Source organism: Pristimantibacillus sp. Z349TD_6 (assembly GCF_056173205.1).
This window is the reverse complement of record NZ_CM149662.1, coordinates 476,630-495,043: the sequence shown is the minus strand read 5'-3', so window position 1 is coordinate 495,043 and position 18,414 is coordinate 476,630. Positions and strand designations below refer to the sequence as shown.

At 46.3% G+C, this 18,414-nt stretch carries 17 protein-coding genes; 7 read left to right on the top strand and 10 right to left on the bottom strand.

All coding sequences use genetic code 11. The features are described 5' to 3' along the window. Positions 1–67: 67 nt before the first annotated feature. The 3 genes from AC0VYE_RS02210 to AC0VYE_RS02200 all read left to right on the top strand — a co-directional run bounded on the left by AC0VYE_RS02210 (position 68) and on the right by AC0VYE_RS02200 (position 1,961). A complete protein-coding gene (locus AC0VYE_RS02210) occupies positions 68–559 on the top strand; it encodes a hypothetical protein (RefSeq protein ID WP_475445757.1) in 492 nt (163 codons plus the stop codon). A 179-nt stretch (positions 560–738) separates the two neighbouring features. Next, positions 739–1,215 (top strand): glutathione peroxidase, encoded by a 477-nt coding sequence (locus tag AC0VYE_RS02205; protein ID WP_475445755.1) that lies wholly within the window; start codon positions 739–741, stop codon positions 1,213–1,215. A gap of 248 nt (positions 1,216–1,463) precedes the next feature. Continuing rightward, positions 1,464–1,961 (top strand): MerR family transcriptional regulator, encoded by a 498-nt coding sequence (locus AC0VYE_RS02200; RefSeq protein WP_475445754.1) that lies wholly within the window; start codon positions 1,464–1,466, stop codon positions 1,959–1,961. 103 nt (positions 1,962–2,064) lie between these two features. Here the strand turns inward: AC0VYE_RS02200 and AC0VYE_RS02195 are convergent, their stop codons facing one another. Next, entirely contained in the window at positions 2,065–3,354 is a 1,290-nt protein-coding gene (locus tag AC0VYE_RS02195; protein ID WP_475449397.1) for a histidine--tRNA ligase, read from the bottom strand. Positions 3,355–3,755: 401 nt separating this feature from the next. Here AC0VYE_RS02195 and AC0VYE_RS02190 point away from each other — a divergent pair, with 401 nt between their 5' ends. Beyond that, a complete protein-coding gene (locus AC0VYE_RS02190) occupies positions 3,756–4,457 on the top strand; it encodes a peptidylprolyl isomerase (RefSeq protein WP_475445752.1) in 702 nt (233 codons plus the stop codon). Positions 4,458–4,565: 108 nt separating this feature from the next. Then, positions 4,566–6,086, top strand: a complete 1,521-nt coding sequence (locus AC0VYE_RS02185; protein WP_475445750.1) for a glycoside hydrolase family 43 protein — start codon at positions 4,566–4,568, stop codon at positions 6,084–6,086. Between the two features lie 175 nt (positions 6,087–6,261). On the opposite strand, the gene AC0VYE_RS02180 is transcribed toward AC0VYE_RS02185, so the two are convergent. Further along, complete coding sequence (locus AC0VYE_RS02180; protein WP_475445748.1) at positions 6,262–8,487, bottom strand: asparaginase domain-containing protein; 2,226 nt, start codon at positions 8,485–8,487, stop codon at positions 6,262–6,264. Between the two features lie 20 nt (positions 8,488–8,507). Further along, complete coding sequence (locus AC0VYE_RS02175; protein WP_475445746.1) at positions 8,508–9,857, bottom strand: asparaginase; 1,350 nt, start codon at positions 9,855–9,857, stop codon at positions 8,508–8,510. Between the two features lie 454 nt (positions 9,858–10,311). Between AC0VYE_RS02175 and AC0VYE_RS02170 the strand changes: the two genes are divergently transcribed. After that, positions 10,312–10,929 (top strand): carbohydrate-binding protein, encoded by a 618-nt coding sequence (locus AC0VYE_RS02170; protein WP_475445745.1) that lies wholly within the window; start codon positions 10,312–10,314, stop codon positions 10,927–10,929. 115 nt (positions 10,930–11,044) lie between these two features. Beyond that, positions 11,045–11,242: a sporulation protein Cse60 gene (locus tag AC0VYE_RS02165; RefSeq protein WP_076268509.1), complete on the top strand. Its 198-nt coding sequence runs from the start codon at positions 11,045–11,047 to the stop codon at positions 11,240–11,242. Positions 11,243–11,663: 421 nt separating this feature from the next. Here AC0VYE_RS02165 and AC0VYE_RS02160 read toward each other — a convergent pair whose 3' ends face one another. The 7 genes from AC0VYE_RS02160 to AC0VYE_RS02130 all read right to left on the bottom strand — a co-directional run bounded on the left by AC0VYE_RS02160 (position 11,664) and on the right by AC0VYE_RS02130 (position 18,402). Continuing rightward, on the bottom strand, positions 11,664–13,019 hold the full coding sequence (locus AC0VYE_RS02160; protein WP_475445743.1) for an LLM class flavin-dependent oxidoreductase: 1,356 nt from the start codon (positions 13,017–13,019) through the stop codon (positions 11,664–11,666). A gap of 35 nt (positions 13,020–13,054) precedes the next feature. Continuing rightward, positions 13,055–13,849 (bottom strand): ABC transporter permease, encoded by a 795-nt coding sequence (locus AC0VYE_RS02155; protein WP_475449395.1) that lies wholly within the window; start codon positions 13,847–13,849, stop codon positions 13,055–13,057. Between the two features lie 26 nt (positions 13,850–13,875). Then, entirely contained in the window at positions 13,876–14,676 is an 801-nt protein-coding gene (locus AC0VYE_RS02150) for an ABC transporter permease (protein ID WP_475449393.1), read from the bottom strand. Positions 14,677–14,755: 79 nt separating this feature from the next. Further along, positions 14,756–15,781: an aliphatic sulfonate ABC transporter substrate-binding protein gene (locus AC0VYE_RS02145; RefSeq protein ID WP_475445741.1), complete on the bottom strand. Its 1,026-nt coding sequence runs from the start codon at positions 15,779–15,781 to the stop codon at positions 14,756–14,758. Between the two features lie 47 nt (positions 15,782–15,828). Continuing rightward, the gene (locus AC0VYE_RS02140; protein ID WP_475445739.1) at positions 15,829–16,605 is read right to left on the bottom strand and encodes an ABC transporter ATP-binding protein; all 777 of its coding nucleotides are present in this window, start codon (positions 16,603–16,605) and stop codon (positions 15,829–15,831) included. Between the two features lie 231 nt (positions 16,606–16,836). Further along, the gene (locus tag AC0VYE_RS02135; RefSeq protein ID WP_475445737.1) at positions 16,837–17,436 is read right to left on the bottom strand and encodes a TetR/AcrR family transcriptional regulator; all 600 of its coding nucleotides are present in this window, start codon (positions 17,434–17,436) and stop codon (positions 16,837–16,839) included. 144 nt (positions 17,437–17,580) lie between these two features. Then, the gene (locus AC0VYE_RS02130; protein WP_076268515.1) at positions 17,581–18,402 is read right to left on the bottom strand and encodes a class I SAM-dependent methyltransferase; all 822 of its coding nucleotides are present in this window, start codon (positions 18,400–18,402) and stop codon (positions 17,581–17,583) included. Positions 18,403–18,414 lie beyond the last annotated feature (12 nt).

Sequence of the window (18,414 nt, the reverse complement as noted above, 5' to 3'; positions counted from 1 at the left end):
GCAAGGAATGCAGGGTATAAGTAGATGTAACCTCATTCTAGCTTAGATACGAGAGGAGAACTCCCCTATGACGACAGCCATTGGAGTATTTGACAAAGAAGAAGGTGTCTTGGAAGCGATCAAACGGTTTCAAGCAGCGAGAACAAATAGACATAATCTTAGAATCGTTCTGAAGAACAAGGAATCGGCTCCGCTTCTTGTTTCCGATTCAAGCATCCCTATTGAGGAAGTTTATGAAATTCGAGAAGCGCAAGAGGTGAACCAAGCCGGAACAATCACTCCGCTTAGCGCCGCACCATTTGCAGCAGGTTCAGGTTATACCGCCGGAAGCACGGGCATAAACGGCGGCCCTACCGGCATAGCCGCAGGCGCAGTGAAGCTCGATAATGAGCCTGACACTAAAGACGTGCTCCATGATATTGGCATAGAAGACAAATTCATCGAACCTTGCAAAGAAGCTATCGATCAAGGCTACTACTTGCTAGTGGCTGACACCGATAACGAAGCCGCAGCAGGAGCCTTGCTACTTCAGTCGGGTGCATATAAAGTTCTTTATTAAAAGCAAGCCAGAGGCTGTCCCTATCAAATAGGGGCGGCCTCTTATTCATTTAAAGACCAATGAAAACAGCCTCTGGCCACATGCTAACTCACCTTTATTTATTTCATTTGACACCTCTATATAGATTGAGTACAATTAAATTATAAAAAATATAAAATCGGTTAATGGAGGTTGTTCCTATGTCCTTATACAGTATTGAAGTAAAGACTATTAGAGGCGAAAAACAGACTCTAGCCCCTTATAAAGGCAAGGTCATGCTCATCGTGAATACAGCTACCAAATGCGGCTTCGCCCCGCAGTTCAAAGGTCTTCAAAAACTTCATGACACCTATAATAAACAAGGCTTTTCCGTACTAGGCTTCCCCTCCTCGCAATTCGCCAATCAAGAGCTTAGCGACGACAGCAAGGTTGCAGAAGCATGCGAAATCAATTTCGGAGTATCGTTCCCTTTATTCTCCAAAGTGGATGTAAACGGCAGCACTGCGCACCCTTTATTCCAGCACCTGACGAATGAAGCACGCGGCTTCCTCGGCACAAGGTCGATCAAATGGAATTTCACCAAATTTCTTGTCGACCAGAACGGCAAGGTATTAAAGCGCTTCGGATCAAAGGATACGCCTGAGAAAATCGAACGATATGTACAGAAGCTGCTGTAAAGTTCTGTTAAGGTCATAACCTCTCCAGTTAATATATCCCGCAAATAAAGAAGCCTTCTTCCCCACTCAGAGTGTGGATAAGAAAGCTTCTTTTTTAATTGCCGCAATATTCGCGTTACTGCTGCGAGCATGAAAAATCAATCGGATGATCACTTCTTTTAGCGATTAACCACTACCTTTGTCAGCCGTGCAGGAGAGCATGTTTTCGGCACGAATAACTCTAGTAATTAATAAGCGAGGTGATGACAATGGCGTTGTTAAAAACCAAAGAAGCCGCTCAGCTTCTTGCTGTCAGTGAAACAACAGTCAGACGTTGGATATCCCAGTTCCCCTCTTCTTTCGGCAAGGATACGCTCGGTCACTATTCCTTTGATGAGACGGCTCTTCATAACCTGCAGCTGATTAAGCAAGAATTGGAGGAAGGGATCAGCCTGCAAGACATCAATCTTTCTCCCGTTCCGCAAGATCTGCAGGCATCTGCACCTGTATACGAGGATCGCGAGGAACTGCTCCATCGACTGAGCCGTTTGGAAGCTTCCCTATCCCAGAAAGCGGATGAAGTCGTCACTTACCAGCTGCTGAGCCACCGGCAGGAGCTCGATGAGCTGCGGCTCGTTCTGACTCAGCTAACCGCAAGCATGGACGCTCTGCAATACCCCAAGCAGCATATCGCCGCCGCATCGCTCCCAGCAAAGGATCGCACCAAACGACGCAAGCTGATCAGCATCCTATTCCCATTCCTATAACGACTAATCCTCTAGCTCTCGTAATGTCATGACGGGCAGCCAAGCTAAAGAAGACGAGTACAACTTGGCTGCTCCAATATAAAACTTATTAACTTATCGATCCTCATCCACTTACCTTTTCTAAAATATAAATGGCTTCATCGACACTCATTTCCCTCTCGACCCGCTCCTCCATATCCTTCAAGCGTACTAAGCCCGCTTTCCATTCCGCCTCTCCCACCAGAAGAGCGTAACGTATGCCGCTGTTCGCTACCGAAGCAAGTATATTTTTCAGCTTTCGTCCGCTAGAATCGAGCTTCACTCGAATGCCGCTCGAACGCAAATCCGCTGCGGTTTGCAGCAGTTCTGCCGCCGTTACGCTTACGGGAATGAGCACTACGTTAACCGACGCCTTCGCTGCAGCTGCGTAACGCTCTTCAAGCAAAGCCATAATTGACTCCATCCCAAACGACAAGCCGACCGCTGCGTACTCAGCATCATCCCTGCCTATAAGCTGTCCAATAATGGCATCATACCGACCGCCGCCGCCAAGGCTCGATGCGAAGCCGTTCGAAGCATCAAATATTTCATAAACCGTACCTGTGTAGAAAGATAACCCGCGTGAGAGAAAAGGGTCAAACACACAAACAGACTCTAATCCAAGCTTGCGCAAAATATCACGAACCTCGATTACTTCCTGCGCCCCAGCACTATATTGCAGGTCATATTTATCTATCAACGTCTCTAGTGTAGGCTCCTCCAGCTCAATCAATTCTAAAATCGCAGCGATGACCCCGTCAGCCAAACCCTTCTCAGCAAGCTCCGCCTTCACACTGTCTATTCCGATTTTTGCGAGCTTATCCAAAGTCAGCATAACCGACAACGAATCCTCTCCCTGGACGCCAATTGCTGCAAGCATTTCGCCAAGAAACCGCCTATTATTCCATTTTAATTGGATATCCAGCTCTAGGGTGCGAAACACATCGACAGCCAGCTGCATCAATTCCACCTCAGCTTCCGGCCCCTTCACCCCAACAACATCCACATCACATTGCAAAAATTCTCGCAGCCGCCCGCGTTTAACGGGACCATCGCGGAATACCTTCCCCATTTCATATCGCTTGAAAGGCAATTCAATACTCGGATTTAATGCCATCACCTTGGCAAAAGGGATCGTCAAATCATAGCGCAAGCCTAATCGTCGTTTTCGCTGATCTGTAAGCTGGTACATTTCCTTAACAATCTCATCGCCGCCTGCATATTTGGATGTCAAGAAAGCAAGATCAGTCAGCTCGGTAGACACCATCTCATCAAAGTCATACAGCTCAAACTTTTCCCGCAGAGTCTCCTGAATCTTTCTTCTAAGCGCTTGCTCCCTGCCGTAATAATCATAGGTTCCCTTTACATTTTGCATCACGATCATTCCTCTCACTGCATTATTGGAATAAAAAAAACGCGCAGGACCTCTTGGTCCTGCGCGCATCGTATGCTGCAGGGAGGCCAACGCGAGAAGCGCTAGCCCACCCTGAATGTTGATCAGGGGTGCTAACGCTTGGTGAAATGATGAAGCTGATTCAATTGGAAAGTGTACATAAGACCCAATCCCTTCGACTGAATTAATGTGATTATAGCGAATCAGCGCTTGTCGCGCAAGACCTTAACTTATTAGAGACATTCAACACAATGATAAAGCGATGAATTCGCATTTAAATCACGCAATATGATATTATACAAGTTGGATATAAAAGGTGAATGCTGCGCAAACCAGATCGTCTCAAGGTCATTTGCATTCGCAAATTTAAGGAGGATATTGAAATGCTGTTTAAGAACAAACGTCTTGGGATCATGCTTCTTCTTGCACTAACTCTGCTCATTGTAGCATCAGGCTGCGGCGCAAACGGGAGTAATGAGAAAACAGGATCAGGCAGTGGCAACATAAGCACAACTCCCCCTACTGAAGCACCTGCTGAGGAAGGGCCTGAGCTTCTCGGCTCGGACAAGCATCCTGTTGTAACGATTGAACTTAGCAATGACAAAATCATTAAGCTTGAGCTTTACCCTGTGGTTGCACCTAATACCGTAAACAACTTTATTTCTCTTATTAATAAAAAATTCTATGATGGCGTTATTTTCCACCGCGTGATTCCAGGGTTTATGATTCAAGGCGGAGATCCAGAAGGCACAGGTACTGGCGGTCCAGGATACAGCATTCCAGGCGAATTTCTCAGCAACGGTTTCGAAAACAAGCTGAAGCACACTCGCGGCGTCCTCTCCATGGCTCGCACCAACGATCCAGACACCGGCGGATCACAATTTTTCATCATGGTAGCTGATGCACCTTCACTCGATAATGGATATGCAGCTTTCGGCAAAGTAACCGAAGGCATGGAAGCGGTCGATGAAATCGTCAATCAAAAGGTTGGCCCGGGCGATAAGCCGGAAACGCCGATTTCGATGAAAAAAGTAACTGTAGACACGCTCGGCATGACGTTCGAAGAACCAGTTAAGACGAAATAAGAGAAGGGCTGAGCCCTTCTCTTTTTTTACCGCCTAATATATAATATATTTATTAATCAATTAATGTTTTTAGAAATTACCCAATGTTAACCTAGGAGGATTTTCTACTTGAGAAAACAAACCATCATTTTGTTAACGGTATGCATGATGACATTTATGAGCGCTTGCAGTGGAAATAACGGCGGAAATGCAGCTCCACCAGCAGAGAGCAATCAGCCATCCGCAGCTAATGACACTTCAAACCAACCAAAAACGGAAGCGGTTACAGTGGAGGAGCCTTTATTCACTAACGCGTCCGTTCATGATCCGTCCATTATCAAAGTTCGTGATACCTTCTATATTTTCGGCTCGCATCTCGCTGCGGCGAAGTCGAAGGATCTCATGGCCTGGGAGCAGCTGAACTCCAGTGTCTATGAAGGGAATCCCATCATACCGGATGTACTGACAGAAATGAGCGAGGAGCTAGCTTGGGCCGAGACTGATACGTTCTGGGCAGGCGATGTCATCCAATTGCCGGACGGCAAATTTTATATGTATTACAGCATGTGCAAAGGCGACTCGCCTCGGTCGGTGCTTGGTTATGCGGTTGCCGATCAGGTTGAAGGGCCTTATAAAAATAAGGGCACAATTCTCAAATCGGGCATGTGGAATGATTCGAGCGAGGATGGAACGTTGTATGACGCGGCAGTACATCCAAACGTAGTCGATCCAAATTTGTTTTATGATAAAGACGGCATTCTATGGATGGTTTATGGCTCATACTCCGGCGGTATTTTTATTTTGAAAATGAATCCAAAAACAGGCCTGCCCTTTCCCGATCAAGGCTACGGCAAACGACTGCTCGGCAACAATCACAGCCGCATCGAGGCGCCTTATATGATGTACAACAAAGAAACGGACTATTACTATTTATACCTTTCCTATGGCGGACTAGACTCCACAGGCGGATACAACATTCGTGTGGCACGCTCAAAAAATCCCGACGGCCCGTTCCTTGATTCAGAAGGCAAGGAAATGATCGACGCATTTGGCGCCTTCGGTACGCTGTTTGATGATGCTTCTATTGCGCCTTATGGCGTGAAGCTCATGGGAAATTTCCAAATGGACAATGTCGACGGAGAAATTGCTAATATCGGGACGGGTTATACTTCACCTGGCCATAACTCCACTTATATCGATCCTGACACGGGTAAAATGTTTATTATTTTCCATACTCGTTTTCCATCTCGCGGAGAAAGCCACGAGGTAAGAGTCCATCAAATGCTTATGAACACGGAAGGCTGGCCTGTCGTCGCACCTCATCGTTATGCAGGCGAAACCGCAGAGAAAGTTAAGACCGAGCAAATCATCGGCGAATACAAATACGTGAACCATGGCAAAGACATTACGGCTGATGTGAAACCAGCAACACTGCTTTCTCTCAACAAAGACGGCACGATCTCCGGAAGCGCAAGCGGCTCATGGAAAAGCACCGGCGCTGCTACTATCGATCTTACAATTGATGGTTCGCTGTATCACGGCGTTTTACTCCGTCAGTGGAATGAAGGCACACTCAGCTATGTGATGACATTCAGCGCACTATCCAAAGAAGGAGCTGCCGTTTGGGGCAGTCACGTCTCCAAAGAGTAGCTTTTATATTACTTTGCCTAGTCACTAACCTGATTCTTTGGCCTGATCCCCGTTAATCATCATCTCTGTCGGGTGGTGGGAAGAGGCGCATGGTGTATTAGGATATGGCGTAAAAAAAGCGGTTCTTAAAGGTTCTAATCAACCTTTAAAAACCGCTCTTTTTCCGTTTAAGCCATTATTTATTTTTAAGCATATTCATAATAACCGTAATCGCGTCTGCCCGCGTTGCTGTAGCTTTTGGCGCAAAGATATTGCCCGTTCTGCCCTGAATGATGTCTTTATCGCTAACTGCTTTAACCGCACCCTTCGCCCATGCTGGGATATCCTTGTTATCAGCAAAGCTGGTTGTCGCGTTCGGATCTAACGTTAATCCAGCACCGCTTGCAATCATTGATACCATTTCCATTCGCAAAATGTTTGCGCCCGGACGGAAGGTTCCATCTGGATAGCCGCTAATAATGTCCGCTTTGACCGCTTGTGCGACAGCTTCCTTTGCCCAAGCCGCAATTTTGTCATTATCAGCAAAGGCAAGCACCGAGCCTGCACCATCCGCTTTCAACGCACCCATCAGCATAACGGAAAATTCCGCACGTGTTACGGTTTTATTCGGTTTAAACGTACCGTCTTCATATCCCTTCACAATTCCGGATGCAACCGCCTCTTTAATAGCAGCCTCTGCCCAGTGACTTGATATATCTGTAAAAGAAGGTACTTCTTCAGCTTTCTTGTCTACAGCGAATACAGCAAACTTAGTAAAATGATCAGATTGTACAGTAACAAAGTTATCCTTTACCGTACCGCCCATCTCTACCCATTGCTTCTTCACTTCATCGTAATAGAATACGGACGCCGTCTGACCACTCTTGATCAAAGCGGTATCAAACTTAAAGGTCAGCGTGACTGGAACGAAGAAATCAGCTGGTATCGACTTGAGTATTTCAAAAATTGACGACACTCGCTTGCTCGATGGCTCAACAATGCCGCCCGTTTCAGTCAGTTTCTCAATAGAAAGCAGCATTTGCTCCTTCGTCGCGCCTGCTGGAATAGATACAGTAACGCTATCATCCAAGCCAAGCGTACCTGCGCTGCCTGCACCAATCGAAACCTGTCCTTTATTTGGTACATTGCCACCCGAATCACCTGTACCGCCTTCTACTGGAGGAGTAGGAGTAGGAGTCGGTGTAGGCGTTACAGGCGTTTCAGGTACATCAACCTTAATATCTTGTGTCCCTACCGTTTCAAACCAGTTCTTCACTGTAGCAAAATCATTCGAGAATGCCAGCGAAAGCATAAGCATGATGCGTGCATGCTGCGGGTTTAAATTATCCCCGGCAATAATGCCGTTTCCGCCGCCAGTGATCGTTCCAGAACCTGTTCTAGTCGTCGATACGAATGTAACGCCGTGATCCTTAATTGCTGCGGACCGCGCCGCGCTCATCTTCGACGAAATACCAGCCGCCCCAGTGCCGGCTGTTACAATCCCTTTGGCTCCGTCAGCTACTAAAGCACGAACGGCACCTCCGCCAGCTTCTTGGTAGCTATAAACAATTTCAACGATAGGCAAATTGTCCTTCGAAATATTTTTCAAAGCAAACGGCGTTTTCCAATCCGCTTGTCCAGCTTTGAGCGCCCTAGCATTCAGACGATACATACGTACCGCTGTATCATCAACGTAGCCAAGCACGCCGAACATCGGTGTCTCAAACGTATCCGTCCGGTGCGAATTGCTCTTTGTTACTTCGCGTGCCGCATGAATGACATCGTTTAGCATAACGACCGTACCGAACCACTTTGTTTTGCCGCTCCCCGCTACCTTAATCGCTTGATATAGGTTGGCTGGAGCATCCGTTCCAATGACATCCCAAGGCCGCATTGAACCCGTGACAACTACCGGCTTCTCGCTTTGAACAGTTAGATCGAGAAAATAAGCGATTTCCTCCATTGTATCCGTACCTGTCGTAACAACTGCACTATCATAAATTTCAAGCGCAGCATCCACCGCAAGGGAGAGATCATACAGGTCCTTCATACTGTAGCCGCTCGAGCCCTTGTTGCCGAATTGATAAGTAGAGACATCCGCTATTTTATTTTTCCCAGGCAGCTGGGCTACCATATCCGCCATTTTATACGTTCCTGCAGCATAGCTTTGGAAATTAGTAGGGTCATTATTACTCGCTTTGCCAGCAATCGTCCCGCCAGTCGCCACTACAATGACATTTGGCAATGGAGAAGCTTTATGCTCCTCGGATAATGCCGGGATATCAAAGGTAGGCAGCTGAGGTGCTGCAGTCTCGGCACGAACTGAGCTGGCATAGCCAGTCAGTATCGTACTGAGGAGAGCCATAATGAGGAGGGGAATGAAAACTTTCTTTTTTGTAGTTGATTCACTTCTTATGGTCATAACCGTACTCCTCCCACTAATTATGGCGTCACTGGTGCTGTTTCAGGCGTTGTTTCTGTTGCAGCAGGAACTTCTGCTTCCGGTGTAGGAACAACAACGACAGGTTCCGTCACAACAGGCTCTTCGATTGGTTCTTCAACTGTCGTGCTTAGTACCGTATTTTCATCAACTGAAATTTCTACATCCTGTGTGCCAAAAGTCGTGAACCAGTTTCTAATCTTGTTTACATCGTTTGTAAATGCTAGGGACAATAACAACATCATACGAGCATGCGCCGCATTCAAGTTGTCTCCGCCAATAACACTTCCGCTGCCGCTATCATAGATAGAGCCTGAGCCTGTTCTTGTTGTCGATACAAATACGACACCTTTATCCTTAATGGCCGCGGAACGTGCAGCACTTAGCTTCGACGAAATACCGCCAGCGCCTGTTCCTGCGGTTACAATCCCCTTCGCGCCGTCTTCCACCAAGCCGCGAATAGCGCCGCCGCCCGCTTCTTGATAGCTGTATACGATTTCTACTATCGGAAGACTATCTTTAGAGATGGTTTTCAAATCGAATGGTGAAGCCCATGCCGGTGTACCTGCTTTTGCTGCTCTAGCAGGAGCACGATAAATACGAACAGCCGGGTCATCCACATAACCTAGTGCACCAAACATCGGAGCATCAAAAGTATCGGTACGGTGTGAATTTGACTTCGTAACTTCACGCGCCGCATAAATGACATCATTCAACATGACCACTGTGCCAAACCATTTTGTTTTACCGCTCCCAGCTAGTTTAATAGCTTGATAGAGATTGGCAGGCGCATCCGTTCCAATAACATCCCATGGACGCATAGAGCCTGTAACAACAACCGGTTTTTCACTGCGAACGGTTAGATCGAGGAAATACGCGATTTCTTCCATCGTATCCGTACCCGTCGTTACAACTGCACTATCATAAATCTTAAGAGCTTCGTCTACCGCAAGCGATAGATCATAAAGATCTCTAATACTATAGCCGCTCGAACCCTTGTTACCGAACTGATAGGTAGAGACATCAGCTATTTTATTTTTCCCAGGCAGCTGAGCAACCATATCTGCCATTTTATAAGTACCAGCCGCATAGCTCTGGAAGTTAGTAGGATCATTATTGCTTGCCTTACCCGCAATCGTTCCTCCTGTTGCAACAACAATAACATTAGGAAGACTTGAAGCTTGATGTTCAGCGGATAGGGCCGGAATATCAAATGTCGGCAGCTGCGGTGCTTCCTCCGCGCGTACAAAATCCGTTTTTGTCAGTACCCCTACCATCGCTGCAAGCAATGAAAGTACAAGCAGTGGAATTAAAATCTTTTTCGCTATCTCGCTCTTTACAACTTGTGTCATGTTTAACTCCTCCTATGCGATATAATTCTCTCTTTCTTCTACATCAGTCTATTTCATGTTATATAAGTTAACAAATTATTAAAGTAGACAAAAAAGCGTAACCATCGAGGTTAAACTCTATTTTTCATTCATTTGTACTCATATCCTTACTAAATTGAAGAAAACATATGTTAGTTTTATTTACATGAATTAACGAGATTACTAGATTAATGCTAAGTATAATAATAGATTCTATAAATCAGTTTCAGTGTAAGAATTAGTAAGATATACACTGTTTTTTATTCTCTATTTATTCGATAGACAATGTTTATACATAAAAAAATAATTATATCCCTCTTTAAATGAATGTCATTCCTTATTTATTTCAATTCTTTTTACGAAATTATAATTATATTTATAAAAAAAGGGAATGATACAACCTTACACAAAAAAACGCAATAGGCGAACAAAACAAATGAAGAGGTGGCTGCCGGGTTCAGGAAGCGGCATTAAGGAATATGAAATTTTCCGCGGTGCAGAGTGGTGCGGCACAACGACACATACCTCTTTCACAGATAGCGGATTAACACCTGACACATCGTATACATATACCATTCGCGCGATCGACTTTGAAGGCAACAAATCTCCTATTTCCGCACCAATTACGGTTAGAACGTTGAAGGAAAATGTGGAGCAGCCCGGTCAAGGCGGGGGCAATGGCGGAAATAATGAAGGCAGTACATTGCCTGCTTGGAGCCCCTCAACCGTTTATGTACAAGGAAACAAAGCAAGCTTTGCCGGGTTAGATTACGAGGCGCTGTATTGGACGCAAAATAATCGCCCCGACACTTCTAGCGCTTGGAAGCTCCTTAGCCTTGTTGTACCCGAATGGAACAGCACAAAAGCCTATCTAGGAGGGACATATGTCACTTATAATGGCGACACCTATGTTGCCAAATGGTGGACGATGGGGGAAATACCTGATCAAGGCGGCGTCTGGAAAAAAGCTAAACAGCCCATGCAGCCGAATAGGGGCAGCTTCGTTATTTTAGCGAAGCTGCCCCTATTTTCTTTGTCTAAAATGGATCATTAAATCTGCCTGTTGACACTTATAGTAGGCAATGCTATGGTGGACGTCAGAAGGCATTCTGCTATCGACGCGGGGTGCCTATCTGTATATTTATTTGGCAAGGGAGGACACAACGAATATGATTCAAGTAAAAGAATTTATTGATACGGATTCTGTTTTTGCTGAAAAAAGAGCAAATGAGTTTTTGGCAGAACTGAGCGACGATCAAGTCATTAATATTTGCTACGGCTCCATGATCAAAACAGCCACTTCAGGCAACACTTATCAGCGCAGCACCATACTTGTCGTTTATAAGCAAAGCAAAGAGAAGGAATAAAGAAAGCGGGTGATCCCATCATTAAGCCTCGTCAAGATAATCTAGAACATCATGAGACGCAGGGGAATGAGGACAAGGACATTCGAAACACAAAAAGAGATAAGTGGGAAATATTTTTCCGTATCCTTTCCTCCACGGCAGCATTTGGTTTGGTAGCTATCGCTATCGGCTATGTCACCTATTCATTTTTCATAAAATAGAGGCTGCTGTCTTGGAACCGTTATCACTTATTTTTAAGGTGGAGGTTTGCCATGAAATATTTTACTTATAACCGATGGTGTTTATTAAAGAGCGGAATATTCACAAAACCTTAGTCCCCCCTTCTCTGCAACAACGGCAAAGAAGCAAGCAGCCGTCGCCTAATCATGGCGCCAGCTGCTTGCTTCTTTGCGTTTTTTTCACTATTGCCGCTCAGCTCTTGTTACGCTTGCTCTTGTACCACAGGACGTTTTTTGCGGAAATGCCCTTCGCTTGGACGTTCAAGTCCAAGATGGTCACGAAGGGTGTCTCCCGTGTAATCTTCACGAAACAGTCCGCGCTGCTGCAAAATCGGCACGACATAATGAACAAAATCGTCGAGCCCTCCAGGAAGAACCGGAGCCATGATATTGAAGCCATCGCAGCCATAGTCCTCAAACCACAGCTCGATAAGGTCAGCCAGTTGTTCGGGCGTACCAACAAACTGCAAATGTCCCCTCGCTCCAAGCATTCTGCTGCCAAGCTCTCGCATCGACAGCTTATCTTTGCGTGCCATATCCATAATAAGCTGAACACGGCTCTTCATGCCGTTGGATGCTTCAACAGGATCAGGAATATCCGGCAGCTGATCATCAAGCGAATAGCTGCTTAGATCTACGCCGAGAAATCCTGATAAGAAGCCGACAATATGGGCGGCAGGAATGAGCCCCTGCAGCTCTTGATAACGCTGCTTCGCTTCCTCTTCTGTCGCACCAAGAATCGGGGAGAGGCCTGGCATGATTTTTAGACTGCCGCGTTCCCTTCCATAATCTCCAAGCTTGCTGTTCACATTCTCGTAAAAGACTTTTGCCGCTTCCAGCGATTGCTGCGCCGTAAAAATAACTTCGCCAATGCTGGCCGCAAAGTCTTGACCTGGACCTGATGAGCCTGCCTGAATTAGCACCGGATAACCTTGCGGAGATCTCGGCACATTCAGCGGTCCTTTCGTGGAGTACCATTCCCCGCTGTAATCAACTGGCCTTACTTTAGACTCATCGGCAAACTGACCCGACACCCGGTCAAGCACAAGCGCGCCATCCTCCCAGCTATCCCACAAGCGGGTTGTGGCATCCACAAATTCACGAGCCATCTTGTAGCGCAGGCCGTGCTCGGGATGTTTGGGCTGCCCGTAATTATGAGCTTCCAGATCAAGCTGCGAGGTTACAATATTCCAGCCTGCCCGCCCGCCGCTAATATGATCAAGCGAAGAAAACTTTCGTGCGACATTAAAGGGGGTGTTGTATGTGGTTGAGACGGTTGCAGTCAGCCCAATCTTCTCCGTAACAGCCGATAATGCGGACAATAGTGTAAGAGGCTCCAGCATGCCCGCTACCGCTTGCCCCACATTAGTGGCATACAGCAAATCTGCGAAGAAGAGCATATCGAACTTGCCGCGCTCCGCGGTTTGCGCAAGCTTCTGATAAAATTTCACATCAAACATTCCTTCAACACCCGACTCCGGATGACGCCAGCCTGCATGATGATGGCCTGTATAATAAATAAATGCTCCGAGATGGAGCTGCTCCTGCCGTTTCCCCATAATCCGTTAACCGCCTCTCCAAACGATTCATTTTGTCATCCTTTATACGTATCTCGCCAGCGAAGCCATTTGGTTTCCAGCAGCCGAATGGCCGTATCCGACAACTTGCCAAATACAGCGAACAAAATAATGCCCACAAAAACAATTTCAGTTTGCGAGTATGCTCTTGCATCCTGAATCATATAACCGATACCTGCACTCGTCCCCATCATTTCTGCAACGACAAGCAGCAGCCATGAAGCGCCAAGCGATAGCCGTACGCCCAATAAAATATTCGGCAAGGCCGCTGGTATAATAAGTTTTGTTACCTGCTGAAGCTTCGTATATTGGAAAATACGCGAAACCTCATACAGCTTCACATCCGTATTTCGAATACCAAGAAATGTGTTCACATAAACCGGGAAAAAAGCGCCAAGTCCAATAAGCAGCACCTTTGAAAATTCTCCGATCCCGAACCACAAAATAAACAACGGAATAACGGAAAGCAGCGGCACCGTTCTCAGCATTTGCAGCGAAGGATCAAGCGTCCTCTCCATCACTTTGCCAAGACCCGCCGATAAACCGAGCAGCAGCCCGAGCGCTCCGCCAAGAAGAAACCCAAAACCAGCGCGGTACATGCTAATACCGAGATGCTTCCCCATCTCTCCCGATTCACACAATGACACAAAGCTCTTCACAATATTTGACGGGGCAGGCAGCAGTGTTTCAGACAACAAACCAAGCCCGCTGACTGCCTGCCAGACAATCACAATGAAAGCCGGAACAATCCAGCCATGAAGCGGCTTCGGAACAACGCCTAACCAGTCCCGACCAGCTGCCTTTGCGCCCATTTCGCGCGAAGCGGTTCGTTCGCTCATTACTTGCTGCCCCCTTTGTAGCTGTCCTGCCAATTCAGCAGCCTCTTCTCAAGCAGCTTAACAAGCGAATCCGTCAGCTTACCGACTGCGGCAAAAATAATAATGCCTACAAATACAACCGAAGTAATCATGAGATAACGCGCATCATTAATCAGAAAACCAATTCCTGAGCTCGAACCCATCATTTCCGCTACAACAAGCCCAAGCCATGCCACACCGATAGAAAGTCGCACGCCGAGAAAGATATTAGGAAGCGATGCCGGAAGAACAAGCTTCGCAATCATTTGCCAGCGGCTAAACTGCAGCACACGAGCAACGTCAAACAGTTTGCCGTCTACGGAACGAATACCAAGAAAGGTATTGACGTACAGCGGGAAAAAAGCACCTTTTGCAATCAATAACACTTTAGATGTCTCATCAAAGCCAAACCACAAAATAAACAACGGAGCTACTGCCAAATGGGGCAAAGTACGAAGCATTTGCAAGGAAGGATCAATGAGCCTTTCCGTCTTATAGGAGAATCCTACCCATAATCCCGCAGCTAAACCTAATCCTCCGCCCAGCAAAAATCCAAGCAGCGCACGTCGAGCTGAAATACCGAGATGATAAAACAGCTCACCAGATAAAGTTAAATGAATGAATTCCTCCACAATTAAGCCTGGTGTTGGCAGCAGCGTTGGATTAAGCTTCCCCATCATTCCAGCAATTTGCCAGATGGCCAATAAGCCGACTGGAAGCAGCAAACTGAGCAGCAGATTAACCGTTTGAATAGAGAGACGGCTCCTTGGCCGCCTCTTCATTACTTTGATGGGCTTATGCAATGCGCTTTCTGAGCCAGCTCCAACCATAAGAAACGCCCCATTCCTCTTGTTCAGTGTATTATTTCAACGCTTCTTCAATAAATTTGTTATCAAATACGGTGGACACTTCGATTTTCTTGCGAATGACTTTAATGTCGAACTGGAAGTCCGCCGTCTTTTGCTGCTCTGCAATAATTTCGTCCGATACAGGGATATTAATTGTCTTGGAGCGATTGAAGATTGCTTCAATTAATGCCGCAGGCACTTTACGCTCAGCCGCATAACGCTCGGTGGATTCGGCACGATTATCATTTTCCCAAGCAAGCGCTTTGTTCCATACTTTCAGATACAGGGTAACGAGCTCAGGATAATCATCAGCAAATTGTTTTCTAACAATGTTGAAGGAAGGAGAAAGCACGCCCAGCTGTTCGCCGTCCGCAAGCACCTTCGCTTTATCCTGCAGTGTGTTCAGCGTAATATTCGGCTCCCATGTCGCCCATGCATCAACCTTCCCCGTCTCAAAAGCAGGCTGCGCTTCATCCGGTTGCAGTTGAATAATTTCCAAATCCGATGCTTTAAGCCCCGCACCTTCAAGGCCGCGGTAAAGGAAGTTAAATGCGTTGCTCCCCTTGGCAACAGCTACCTTCTTGCCTTTTAAGTCAGCAACCGTTTGAAACGGGCTATCTTTAGGAACGATGATCGCGACATTGTTTTTGCCCTCGAGCGCCTGAGAAATGACTGTGAATTTAATGTCCGCAGCTTGTGCCGCAATGATCGGCATGTTGCCAAGTCCAGCGAAATCAAGACGGTTAGAAGCAATTGCCTCTGTCATTGGAGGGCCGCTCTGAAATTCCGCATACTCCACTTTCACGTCAAGCTTGCCAAATTCATCTTCAAACCATTTCTCCTCAATCGCTTTGCCCATTAAGCCGCCGCTGCCTTGATACCCGATCTTTACAGTAACTCCGTCATAGCTCTTTGCTGCTTTGTTGCCCGCGTTGCCTGTTTCTTTTTTGTCTGAATTTTCGTTGCCAGAAGCCGCGCAGCCGCTAATAAATACCGCTAATACAATAATTGCTGCCGTAAGAAGGCGTAATCTGTTCATCTTCATTCTCTCCCCGACGATCTATATTTTTGGTGAAAAATAATTCATTAAATATCCGCGCCTTGATCGATTTCCGGCCCCTCAACCTTCTCAAACTCACCCAGTACCTTGTGCCGCATCTCTTGAAAAGCATGGCCTGCTCGTTTCCGAGGATACAGCAAATCAATCGGCAATATTTTTCGAATATGACCCGGACGCGGATTCATAATGACGACTCGCTCGCCCAGAAATACCGCCTCATCCAAATCATGTGTCACAAACAACATCGTCGTTTTGTTTTTCTGCCAAATATCAAGCAGCACCTCTTGCATATGCGAGCGAGTAAAAGCATCCAATGCGCAAAACGGCTCATCCAGCAGCAATATATCAGGACTGCGAAGCAGCGCTCTTGCAATAGCTACACGCTGCGCCATGCCTCCAGACAACTCGCGAGGATAAGAGTGTTCGAAGCCCTTCAGCCTTACAAGCTCGATGAGCTCATCTACTCGTTTACGAACCTCCGGCTTGCGAAGCGATAAATTTGCGGCTATATTTTTCTCCACCGTCAACCAAGGGAACAATCTCGGTTCTTGAAAAATAAATCCTTTTTCAATACTCGGGCCTTCAATCGGTTTTCCATTCAGCAAAACCGTGCCTTCATAGCCGGTATCGAGCCCTGCTACAATTTTGAGCAATGTGCTTTTGCCGCAGCCGCTCGGTCCAATAATCGTAATAAATTCCCCTTGTTTCACCTGAAGCCCAATGCGATCAAGCGCAATGACATCTCCCGAGGGTGTTGCAAATGTCTTATTAAGTTCATGTACTACGAGCATCTCCGCCGCCATAAGCTGCCCCTCCCATTCAATATTGCATTATTAATACCCGATTACTTGGTATTATGGTAAAATAAAAAGACTTAACGCGTATAATAACTAACGTTAAATCTCCAGTGGTCTGGTCGATTCGCCCATATGTCAAACCAATCTACAATTTGAATGTTCATTCGGTTTGTTATGTTGCTTATTTTGCGGCATCATATCGACTTTGTCAACATTTTTTTCGTATGCCTAAAAAAGCTATTTTTTGATCTCAAATAATCGAATAATCACCTCAACATTCATCTCCACCTTCACTTCATAATCGGGCGGACGCTGGAGTGTAAGGCCCTGAATAAGGCTTACAAAATAGAAAGCAAGCTGCAAGGGGTCTTCATCAATGATAATCCCCCTACGTATGCCGTCACTCATAATGTCAGCGACAGGGCCTAGGTTTACTGTAAAACGGTCCGTGATTGCCTTCTTAATGTCTGGCGGAGTAGACCCCGATAACCTTGCCGTATGCATAAGAATCGTGAACGCCCAATTCGTCTCCAATGAGAGCCAAGAAGTAAGCATTACTCTAAGCTTAGCGATCGGTTCCATATCCATGGCCGCTAAATCTGTTACATACTTCCCATAATTCGTCTGCCCCGAGCGCAGCACCTCGCTGAATATCTCTTCTTTCGAAGCATAGTAGTGATAGACATTACCTACACTAACCTTTGCTTCCTTCGCTATATCTTGAATGCTCGTTAATTGAAAACCATTAATCGCCATAACCTTCAGCGCACAGTCGAGAATATGCTGCATCTTTTTTTCACGCATCATTTTATCTTTTTCTACATTTCTAGGTGACAAGCTGAGTCCTCCTTACAATAAATCGCACTTAACCTGCATTATACATGCAAAAACGTTTCGCGGTCATTTTAGCAATAAAAAAAGAAGACAACCTTGTCCTCACGACAAGACTGCCTTCTGCACCATTTAAGCGCTAAAGCTGCTCTATTTTACACCTATCCGCATGCGGTAGCTGAACATGACATCAAGCGTTCTTCCTGCAAAATAACGCTCGACACTGCTGCGATAGCTTTGCAATTGCTCTTCCAGCGCCATCGAACCAAGCTTGAAGACGGCCTGAATGCCGCCTTGGCTAATAGCCAGACCAATATAACGCTCTGCGTCGCAGCGCTCCATGTTATGGAACACGATTTCTTTGGAGAAACGGAAGAGACCACTGTTATGAATTTGTGTTAAATGCTGTTCCTTATCTCGTTTGCTCGCTTGATCCTTCTCTGGGATATGAGCAGCAATAATCTCCTCAGAACGATCCATAAGCTGCTTATACTCTAATTCGACAGCCCAGTGCAGCGTTGGAGGCCAATCGCAATCATAGGCGGCAAACACACCTTCCGGCTTCAGAACGCGGGCAAATTCAGAGAGCGTGCTGACGGGCTCCATCCAATGAAAAGACTGCGAGCAGGTTACAATATCAACACTGTCCGCATCTAAATTAAGCTGGTCAGAATACCCTTTGATGAACGAAATTGACTGATCCTCAGGGAGCTTGGACAAATGAGCCAGCGCTTTGCTTCTCATATCGTCATTTGGCTCAAAACCTACAATTCGCTCCGCATTCCCGAGCCATATAAAGGAGGACAGCCCCGTTCCGCATCCAACATCCGCCACAACGCTCGGCACTCTTCCCAAATAGCTTGTCAAAATATTAACAACTGCGGCAGGAGCTTTCGGACGATGCTGGTCGTAATCGTTTTGAAAGCCTGAGAAACGGTCTACATTATTTTGCGAGCGGTTTTCCAAAGTCATTGTACAGCCTCT